At 47.3% G+C, this 9,621-nt stretch carries 6 protein-coding genes and 1 pseudogene; all 7 read left to right on the plus strand.

Translation table 11 applies throughout. The features are described 5' to 3' along the window. Nucleotides 1–90 precede the first annotated feature (90 nt). Nucleotides 91–1,074: an ABC transporter ATP-binding protein gene (locus BCT81_RS08785; protein ID WP_102423875.1), complete on the plus strand. Its 984-nt coding sequence runs from the start codon at nt 91–93 to the stop codon at nt 1,072–1,074. Between the two features lie 88 nt (nt 1,075–1,162). Continuing rightward, complete coding sequence (locus BCT81_RS08790) at nt 1,163–2,158, plus strand: ABC transporter ATP-binding protein (RefSeq protein WP_102423876.1); 996 nt, start codon at nt 1,163–1,165, stop codon at nt 2,156–2,158. 98 nt (nt 2,159–2,256) lie between these two features. Next, nucleotides 2,257–3,978: a glycoside hydrolase family 9 protein gene (locus BCT81_RS08795; protein WP_102423877.1), complete on the plus strand. Its 1,722-nt coding sequence runs from the start codon at nt 2,257–2,259 to the stop codon at nt 3,976–3,978. 2 nt (nt 3,979–3,980) lie between these two features. Beyond that, nucleotides 3,981–4,865 carry an N-acetylglucosamine kinase gene (locus BCT81_RS08800; protein WP_102423878.1) on the plus strand — a complete coding sequence of 295 codons (885 nt, stop codon included), beginning with the start codon at nt 3,981–3,983 and terminating at the stop codon, nt 4,863–4,865. Nucleotides 4,866–4,877: 12 nt separating this feature from the next. Next, complete coding sequence (locus tag BCT81_RS08805; RefSeq protein WP_102423879.1) at nt 4,878–6,812, plus strand: family 20 glycosylhydrolase; 1,935 nt, start codon at nt 4,878–4,880, stop codon at nt 6,810–6,812. 127 nt (nt 6,813–6,939) lie between these two features. Continuing rightward, nucleotides 6,940–9,345, plus strand: coding sequence for a N,N'-diacetylchitobiose phosphorylase (locus tag BCT81_RS08810; protein ID WP_102423880.1), 2,406 nt, complete (start codon nt 6,940–6,942; stop codon nt 9,343–9,345). Between the two features lie 73 nt (nt 9,346–9,418). Next, nucleotides 9,419–9,621: pseudogene (locus BCT81_RS08815) on the plus strand (phosphoglucomutase/phosphomannomutase family protein); the annotation flags it as partial.

The following is a 9,621-nucleotide window of genomic DNA, read 5'->3' on the forward strand; positions in this document are numbered from 1 at the left end:
GCGTTGGAAGAAGCTTGCAGCTCAAGACAAACAAGAACGCGAACCAGAACTACCACCACAAAATGCACTTTGGAGCGGAGATAAATAATCATGTCTGAACCACTAATTTCTATCCGCAACTTATGCGTGGATTACATCACAGAGTCTGGCGATGTGCGTGCGTGTAACAACGTTAGCTTCGATATCGCGCCTGGTGAAGTATTTGGTCTGGCCGGTGAATCAGGTTGTGGTAAATCAACCGTTGCTTTCTCACTTATGCGCCTTCATAAGCCGCCAGCTTACATCAGCGGTGGTGAGGTTATCTTCAATGGTGAAAACATCCTTGAATACAGTGATGACCGTATGCAAGCGTTCCGTTGGAGTGAGATGTCGATGGTATTCCAGAGTGCGATGAACGCACTCAACCCAGTATTACCAATGGAAGAGCAGTTCTGTGACGTAATCATGCGTCACACTAACATGACCCGTGAGCAAGCTAAAAAACGTGCAGAAGGCCTACTAGAAATCGTAGATATCCACCCTAGCCGTTTGAGTGACTACCCTCACCAATTCTCAGGTGGTATGCGTCAACGCCTGGTTATTGCTATCGCGTTAGCACTGAATCCAAAACTGATCATCATGGACGAGCCTACAACAGCACTCGATGTAGTTGTACAACGCGAAATCCTACAAAAGATTTATGCGCTAAAAGAAGAGTTTGGTTTCTCGATTCTGTTCATCACCCACGACTTGTCGTTGATGGTCGAGTTCTCTGACCGCATCGGCATTATGTATTCAGGTGAGCTTATCGAAGTCGCTAACTCACAAGATATTCTAGAAAACCCTTACCACCCTTATACCAAAGGGCTGGGTAGTTCTTTCCCTCCACTAACAGGGCCAAAGACAAAACTAACCGGTATTCCAGGCAACCCTCTGAACTTATTAGAGATCCCTGAAGGGTGTCGTTTCCAAGCTCGTTGTGACCGTGTACATGAAACCTGTACTAAGCTGCCAACCAAGCTGCGCTCAATCGAGCCGGGACACTTGTCGAACTGCCACCTGTACGGTGACCCAATAGTACAACGGAAGCTATAGCTTGCACGCTGATTCAGCGTAAATAACGAATAAGGCGGCTTCGTCCGCCAAAAAGCAAGCAAAGCGAATAAGGATTCTGGAGACAATTATGAGCAAAGATTTCGGTCAATTATTGGTAGAAGGTAAGAACGTCGTAAAAGACTTCCCAATAAGCAGTACCACCATTCAAACCCCAATGATGCGTGCTATTAACGACGTGTCATTCAAGATGTACAAAAGCCGCGGCCTAGCCGTCGTTGGTGAGTCTGGTTCAGGCAAATCAACCACAGCAAAAATGATCGCAAAAATGTACGCACCTTCGGGCGGTACCATTGAGTACAAAGGCCTTGATATTCAAGATATCTCAAGCCGTAAAGATCTGATGCAGTACCGTGAAGGTGTGCAAATGGTATGGCAAGATCCGTTTGGTTCTCTAAACCCAACACATAACATCTTCCACCATATCGCTCGACCACTGTTGATCCACAAGAAGGTGACTCCAGGTAACAAGAGAGAGCTAGAAGAGCGTGTATACGATCTTTTAGAGCAAGTTGGCCTAATCCCACCAAAAGAGACAGCGAAAAAGTATCCACACCAACTGTCTGGTGGCCAACGTCAGCGTGTAAACCTTGCACGTAACATCGCGGTAGGTGCAGAAGTCGTTCTTGCCGATGAACCGACGTCAATGCTCGACGTTTCGATTCGTGCCGGTGTTCTGAACTTGATGGAAGAAATGAAGTTTGAGAAACAAATGTCTCTGCTTTACATCACCCACGATATCGCCACTGCGCGTTACATCGCTGAAGACCTGTCAGTAATGTATGTGGGTCACATGGTTGAGTGGGGGGATACCGATGACGTAATTGCTAACCCTCAGCACCCTTACACCCAACTATTGGTTTCAGCGGTTCCAGATCCAAAGAAGTCAATCCATGACCAACTGGCCGGCAACAAAGGTGAAATTCCGCTTTGGACGCCAGCATCTGTAGGCTGTCCATTCGCTGGCCGTTGTACTCACGCGATGGACAAGTGTAAAGAGCAACTTCCTGGCGTGACTCAATTAGCAGAGAACCACTTCGTTCGTTGCTACCTACACGAAAGCTAAACATTAAGACTGAGTTAGGGTCTGCGGACCCTAACTACTTATATCCAAAACAATTCAGGTACCTAGCCACAAGAAACTAGGACCTTTGGAGAATATTGATGCTGTTATTGACCAACCATATTGGCTACGAATCTTCGGCTCCTAAGCAAGCTATTCTGCAGACAAAGAAAGCGCGTTTATCCAGTACCACTGCATTGCTCGTGTGTGCCGACAACCACATTACCGTGGGTAACTTCGACGTTGTAAAACAGGGTCGCGTAGCAAACTGGCATCAAGGGCAATTCTTCACGATCGATTTCAGCGCATTCACTGAGAGCGGACGTTACTACCTGCGCTTTGACAACCTTCGCTCTGAAGTGTTCGAGATTGGTAACAACCTACTAATGAGCCACACTTTTTCTGATGTGCTTCACTACTTTAAGTCACAACGTTGTGGCGGCATTTTTGATAAGAAAGATCGTCAAGCCCAAATTCTTGGCACCGACCGATACGTTGATGTGCATGGTGGGTGGTACGACGCATCAGGCGATGTGAGTAAGTACTTTAGCCACTTGTCTTATGGCAATTACCTAAACCCACAACAGATTCCAATGGTAGTTTGGAACATGCTCAAAAGCGTGCGCTTAACTAACAACAACCCAGACTTCCCTAAATTCTCTATGACACGACTAACGGAAGAAGCGTTATTCGGCGCCGATTTCTTAGTACGTATGCAAGACGCGGCCGGCTACTTCTACATGACAGTATTCGACAAATGGAGTAAAGATATCAACCAACGCGGCATCTGCGCGTACTCCACTCAAGAAGGCCATAAATCAACAGATTTTCAAGCCGGCTACCGACAAGGAGCAGGTGTGGCTATTGCAGCACTTGCCGCAGCGTCTGAACTAGACATATCGGGTAGCTACTCGAGCCAAACCTACCTTGATACTGCGACCAAAGGTTACTGGCACCTAAAAGAATACAACTTACAGTACCTAAACGATGGTGAAGAGAACATCATCGATGAGTATTGCGCCCTACTCGCAGCCAATGAGCTTTACCGAGTAACACAAGACGAACAGTACCTTTCAGAAGCCAGAACTTGGGCTACGAGATTGAGCGCCCGTCAGCAATCTGATGATTCATTTGAACACTTCTGGTCAGCTAATGCTGATGGCTCTCGCCCATACTTCCACGCCGCGGAAGCTGGGTTGCCAGTGATAGCTCTGTGCGAATACATCAACAATGAAACCGATACGGAGCTGAAAGAACAAGCTCGCATTGTTGTTGAACAAGCATGTCAGTTCGAAATCAACATCACCGATAAAGTCACCAACCCATTTGGCTACCCAAGACAGTATGTAAAAAATGTTGATGGTGATAAGCGCGATGCTTTCTTCGTAGCTCAGAAGAACGAAACCGGCTACTGGTGGCAAGGTGAAAACGCACGTCTTGGTTCCATTGCAACCATGGCGTATTTAGTTCAGCCACACATTCAAGACAGCGAACTGCAAAAGCGTTTAATCCAACTTTCACAGAACAACCTCGACTGGATCTTGGGTCTCAACCCTTACCACATGTGCATGCTTGATGGTCACGGTCATAACAACCCTGACTATTTACCTCAGCTTGGGTTTTTCAATGCCAAAGGCGGTATCTGTAACGGCATTACCGCTGGCTTTGAAGATGATCAAGACATTGCGTTCAATCCACCAGCACAAAAAGATGACATGCTTCAAAACTGGCGCTGGGGCGAACAATGGATCCCTCACGGTGCATGGTTCCTATTGGCAACCGCTGCGCAATTCAATTTCCTAGCACAGCGTAAGGAGCAATAATCATGACGCTTTACTACGTAGGTATTGATGGTGGCGGCACGTCTTGTCGTGCTCGTATTCGCGATGACCAAGGCACACTCATTGGTGAAGCGAAGAGTGGCAGCGCCAACATCCTTTTGGGTGTTGATGTTGCAATGAGCTCAATTGTCGATGCCATTACTCAAGCGGCGCAGCAAGGGCAACTCGATTCAAGTCATTTTTCAAATATGCATGTCGGCCTTGCACTGGCCGGCGCTGAGCAAAAGTCAGCATGGTTTGACTTCATGGCACAACCGCACCCGTTCGCTAGCATGACGTTAAACACCGACGCTTACGGTGCTTGCATTGGTGCTCACAATGGCCAAAACGGCGCCATCATGATTGGTGGCACTGGCTCATGCGGCATCTACCTACAAGATGGTGAGCAGCACGTGGTTGGCGGTCGTGAATTCCCAATTTCTGACCAAGGTGGCGGCGCGGTGATGGGGCTTCGCTTGATTCAACAAGTTCTGCTGGCAGAAGATGGCATTCGCAACAAGACAGCACTGACTCAACACGTGATGAACCACTTTGGCAATGATGTTGATGCCATCGTCGAATGGTCAAAAGGCGCTATTCCAAAAGACTATGGTCAATTCTCGCCAGTAATTTTTCAACTAGCTAACGAAGGCGATGAGCTCGCTATCGAGATGCTCAAGCAAACCGCCGCTGATATCGAAATGTTTGTACTAGCACTGCATCGCAAAGGCGCGGACAAGGTATGCCTGATGGGCAGTATCGCAGAGCGCATTCTCAACTGGTTATCACCACCAGTACAACAATGGATCGTTGAACCTCAATTTGACGCTATCGAAGGCGCATTGATGTTTGCCGGAAAACCACAACACAACTTGTATCAACAGGCTTAGCAGGGAAGTTATATGAATTATCGCATCGACTTAGCTGTTCTTTCTGAACAAAAAAACAACTGCCGATTTGGCCTTACGGTACACAACTTAAGTGATCTTGACGTAACTGATTGGTCACTCCATTTTGCATTTGACCGATTCATCCTTCCAGAGAGTCTGTCGCAAGGTGAATTAACTCAAGTAGGAAGCTTTTGTTCTTACCAGCCAAGTACCAACGTGTTAAAGGCAAACAACCATTACTACCTTGAATTCAGTATTCAAAGCGCTCCATTCCGTTTCTATTCTGATGGTCTCAATGACGCCTTTATCCAAACACATCATCAAGGCGAAACCTCGGTACTACCAGTAGCAATATCACCAATAGTGCTGGCTTCACCATATCGTGAACGCAGCCAAATCCCAGAAGTGGATGCGGCACAGGTAGCACTGATCCCCCAACCGAATCAATTCGAGTTGAAACAAGGCGGCTTCGCACTGAACAAAGAGTGCAAAGTTGAAGTTCAGTCTCACCTTGCAGAGAAAGCCAGTGCTTGGCTACAACAAGAATTACTGACGACGTTTGAGCTAGCGGTTTCAACAGAACTATCACCAGAAGAAAACGGTGACATTCTACTGCGTAGTAATCCGACTTTAGATGAAGCCGAGTACAAGCTAACGATCACAACTCAGCAAGTGGTCGTAGAATCCGGCAGCCAATCAGGCTTTACGCATGCCGTCGCTAGCTTAATCCAATTGGTTCAACAACAAGATGCTGAACACTTCTCTGTGCCATGTTGCAAAATCGCCGATCAACCTCGTTTCAAATACCGAGGCATGATGTTGGACTGCGCACGTCACTTCCACTCTGTGGAGCAAGTGAAGCGTTTAATCAACCAACTGGCGCACTACAAATTCAACGTTTTTCATTGGCACCTAACCGATGATGAAGGTTGGAGAATCGAGATTAAGCGACTACCTCAACTCACTGAAATCGGTGCTTGGCGAGGCCCTGACTATGCATTGGAGCCGCAATATACCCATATTGCGGAAAACTACGGCGGCTTCTACACACAGCAGCAGATTCGCGAAGTTATTGAATACGCAGAGAAACGTAGCATCACGGTGATCCCAGAGATCGATATCCCGGGACACTGCCGCGCCGCGATCAAATCACTGCCTGATATGTTGGTAGAGCAAGCGGACACCACTCAATATAAAAGCATTCAGCACTACAACGACAATGTACTAAACCCAGGTTTATCGGGGACTTATCAGTTCTTAGATATCGTTATTGAAGAAGTCGCTGAACTCTTCCCGAGTGAATTGATTCACATGGGCGCAGACGAAGTGCCACCTGGAGTGTGGACCAACAGCCCTGCTGCTCAAGCACTGATGAAAGAACATCAATACCAAGACAGCAAAGATCTACAAGGCCACCTGTTCCGCTATGCCGAGAACAAACTTAAGCAGCTAGGCAAACGCATGGTGGGCTGGGAAGAGGCACAACACGGCGACAAGGTGAGCAAAGAGACCATCATCTACTCGTGGCTCAGTGAAGAAGCCGCCGTGAACTGTGCTCGCCAAGGCTTTGATGTGGTTCTGCAACCCGCACAATTTACTTATCTCGACATGACCCAAGATTATGCCCCGGAAGAGCCGGGCGTAGATTGGGCTGCCGTTATCCCATTAGAACAAGCTTATACCTACGAAGCGCTTGCTGAGATATCCGACACCGACCCAATTCGTAAGCGGATCCGCGGAATTCAGTGTGCTCTATGGTGTGAGATCGTCACCAACCAAAAGCGTATGGATTACATGGTATTCCCAAGAATTAGCGCTTTAGCTGAAGGATGTTGGACACACAAAAACAACCGAAACTGGCTTGATTACCTGTCTCGCCTAAAAGGTCACTTGCCGCTACTCGACAGACTCAATGTTGATTACCGCAACCCTTGGAAAGCTGAATAAAACAAAACCACAGCATGCTCATACCGAGTGATAGCTGACTCAAATTAAGGTGCTCAGTCCAACAAAACTCAGCATCACTATTTAAAAATTAGCTGCATAGATGCAGTTTGTTAAAAAGGAAATGACAATGAAATACGGCTATTTCGATAACGACAATCGCGAATACGTCATCACTCGCCCTGATGTACCAGCACCTTGGACCAACTACCTAGGTACTGAAAAGTTTTGTACTGTAATTTCGCACAATGCGGGCGGTTACTCGTTCTACAATTCTCCGGAATACAACCGTGTTACTAAATTCCGTCCAAACGGCACCTTTGACCGTCCAGGACACTATGTTTACCTGCGTGATGATGAGACTGGTGATTACTGGTCTATCTCTTGGCAGCCAGTGGCAAAGAGCCTAGATGAAGCGAACTACGAGGTTCGTCACGGCCTGTCATACTCAAAGTTCAAATGTGAATACAGCGGCATTACCGCAACCAAAACGCTATTCGTACCTAAAGGTGAAGATGCAGAAGTTTGGGACGTTGTGCTAAAGAACAACACTGATAAACCACGTACTATCAGCACATTCTCATTTGTAGAGTTCTCGTTCAGCCACATCCAATCAGACAACCAAAACCACCAGATGTCTCTGTACTCTGCGGGCACGTCTTACCAAGAAGGTGTGTTGGAATACGATCTGTACTACAACACTAACGACTTTGAAGGCTTCTACTACTTAGCGTCAACCTTCTCACCAGACAGCTACGACGGTCAGCGTGACAACTTCCTTGGCATGTACCGCGATGAAGCTAACCCAATTGCGGTTGAAAACGGTAAGTGTTCGAACAGCGCTCAAACCTGTTACAACCACTGTGGTTCTCTGCATAAGCAATTTACCATTCAACCAGGTGAAGAAGTTCGCTTTGCTTACGTACTAGGTATCGGCAAAGGCAACGGTGAGCGCCTACGTGAAAAGTACCAAGACACTGCAAACGTAGATGCAGCGTTCCAAGGCATCAAGGATCACTGGGACGAGCGTTGCAACAAGTTCCAAGTTAAGTCTCCAAACGAAGGCTTAGACACCATGATCAACACCTGGACACTATACCAAGCCGAAACCTGTGTGGTTTGGTCACGCTTTGCTTCATTCATCGAAGTTGGTGGTCGTACTGGTCTGGGTTACCGTGATACGGCGCAAGATGCTATTTCAGTACCTCATGCCAACCCAGCGATGACTCGTAAACGTATCGTCGATCTACTACGCGGCCAGGTAAAAGCTGGCTACGGTCTACACCTATTCGATCCAGACTGGTTCGATCCAGAGAAAGCAGACGTTGAGCCATCGAAGTCACCAACGGTAGTGCCGACTCCATCAGACGACGATAAGATCCACGGCATTGAAGATACTTGTTCTGATGATCATCTATGGATCGTTCCGACCATCATCAAATACGTAATGGAAACCGGTGAACATGACTTCTTTGATGAAGTGATTCCTTACGCAGACGGCGGTGAAGTGACTGTTTACGAACACATGAAAGCAGCACTGAACTTCTCTGCAGAATATGTTGGTCAAACAGGTATCTGTAAAGGTCTACGTGCTGACTGGAACGACTGCTTGAACCTTGGTGGTGGTGAGTCGTCAATGGTTTCATTCCTTCACTTCTGGGCGCTACAAGAATTCTTAGACTTAGCTAAGTTCCGCAATAACGACGCTGATGTTGCGAAATACACAGAAATGGCAGCGAACGTTCGTGAAGCGTGTGAAACACACCTTTGGGATGATGAAGGCGGTTGGTACATTCGTGGTCTAACCAAAAATGGCGACAAGATCGGTACCGCTCAACAAGCTGAAGGTCGTGTACACCTTGAGTCAAATACACTAGCAGTTCTATCTGGTGCGGTTTCTCAGGAGCGCGGTGAGAAAGCGATGGATGCAGTCGACGAGAACCTATTCTCTGAATACGGCTTGCACCTAAACTCTCCATCGTTCGCGACACCAAACGATGATATCGGCTTCGTCACTCGCGTTTACCAAGGCGTAAAAGAGAATGGCGCTATCTTCTCTCACCCGAACCCATGGGCTTGGGTAGCAGAAGCGAAACTTGGCCGTGGTGACCGTGCGATGAAATTCTACGATGCACTTAACCCATACAACCAAAACGACATGATTGAAACACGTTACGCAGAACCGTACTCGTACGTGCAGTTCATCATGGGTAAAGACCACCAAGACCACGGTCGTGCAAACCACCCATGGTTAACCGGTACTTCTGGTTGGGCATACTTTGCGGTAACCAACTTCATTCTTGGTGTTCGCACAGGCTTTGAAGGCTTAACCGTAGATCCTTGTATCCCAACAGATTGGCCAGAGTTTGAAGTGACTCGTCAATGGCGTGGTGCGACATACAACATCACAGTACAGAACCCGAATGCAGTAAGCAAAGGGGTTGCCTCTATCACTATCAACGGTGAGTCAGTAGAAGGCGCAATCCCAGTTCAAGCAGAAGGCAGCGTGAACGATGTTGTCGTTGTTCTAGGCTAGTCACGCAACTTAACCAACCACTCTTGCCTCAAGCCTATTGGGTTTGAGGCAAAGAGACTAAAAGGATTTTCTAATGATTAAATTTGGTACAGGTGGCTGGCGCGCTTTCATTGGTGAAGAGTTCACCAGAGAGAACGTTCGCCTTGTGGCACAAGCACTGGCAAACATCATCAACAATGAAGATGCTGCTAAAAACGGATTTGTGATCGGTTATGACCGTCGCTTCCTTTCTGATAAAGCTGCATGTTGGTTTGCTGAAGTATTAGCCGCTAACAA

Origin of the sequence: Vibrio sp. 10N.261.52.A1, assembly GCF_002876325.1 — a bacterium.
GTDB classification, from domain to species: domain Bacteria; phylum Pseudomonadota; class Gammaproteobacteria; order Enterobacterales; family Vibrionaceae; genus Vibrio; species Vibrio chagasii.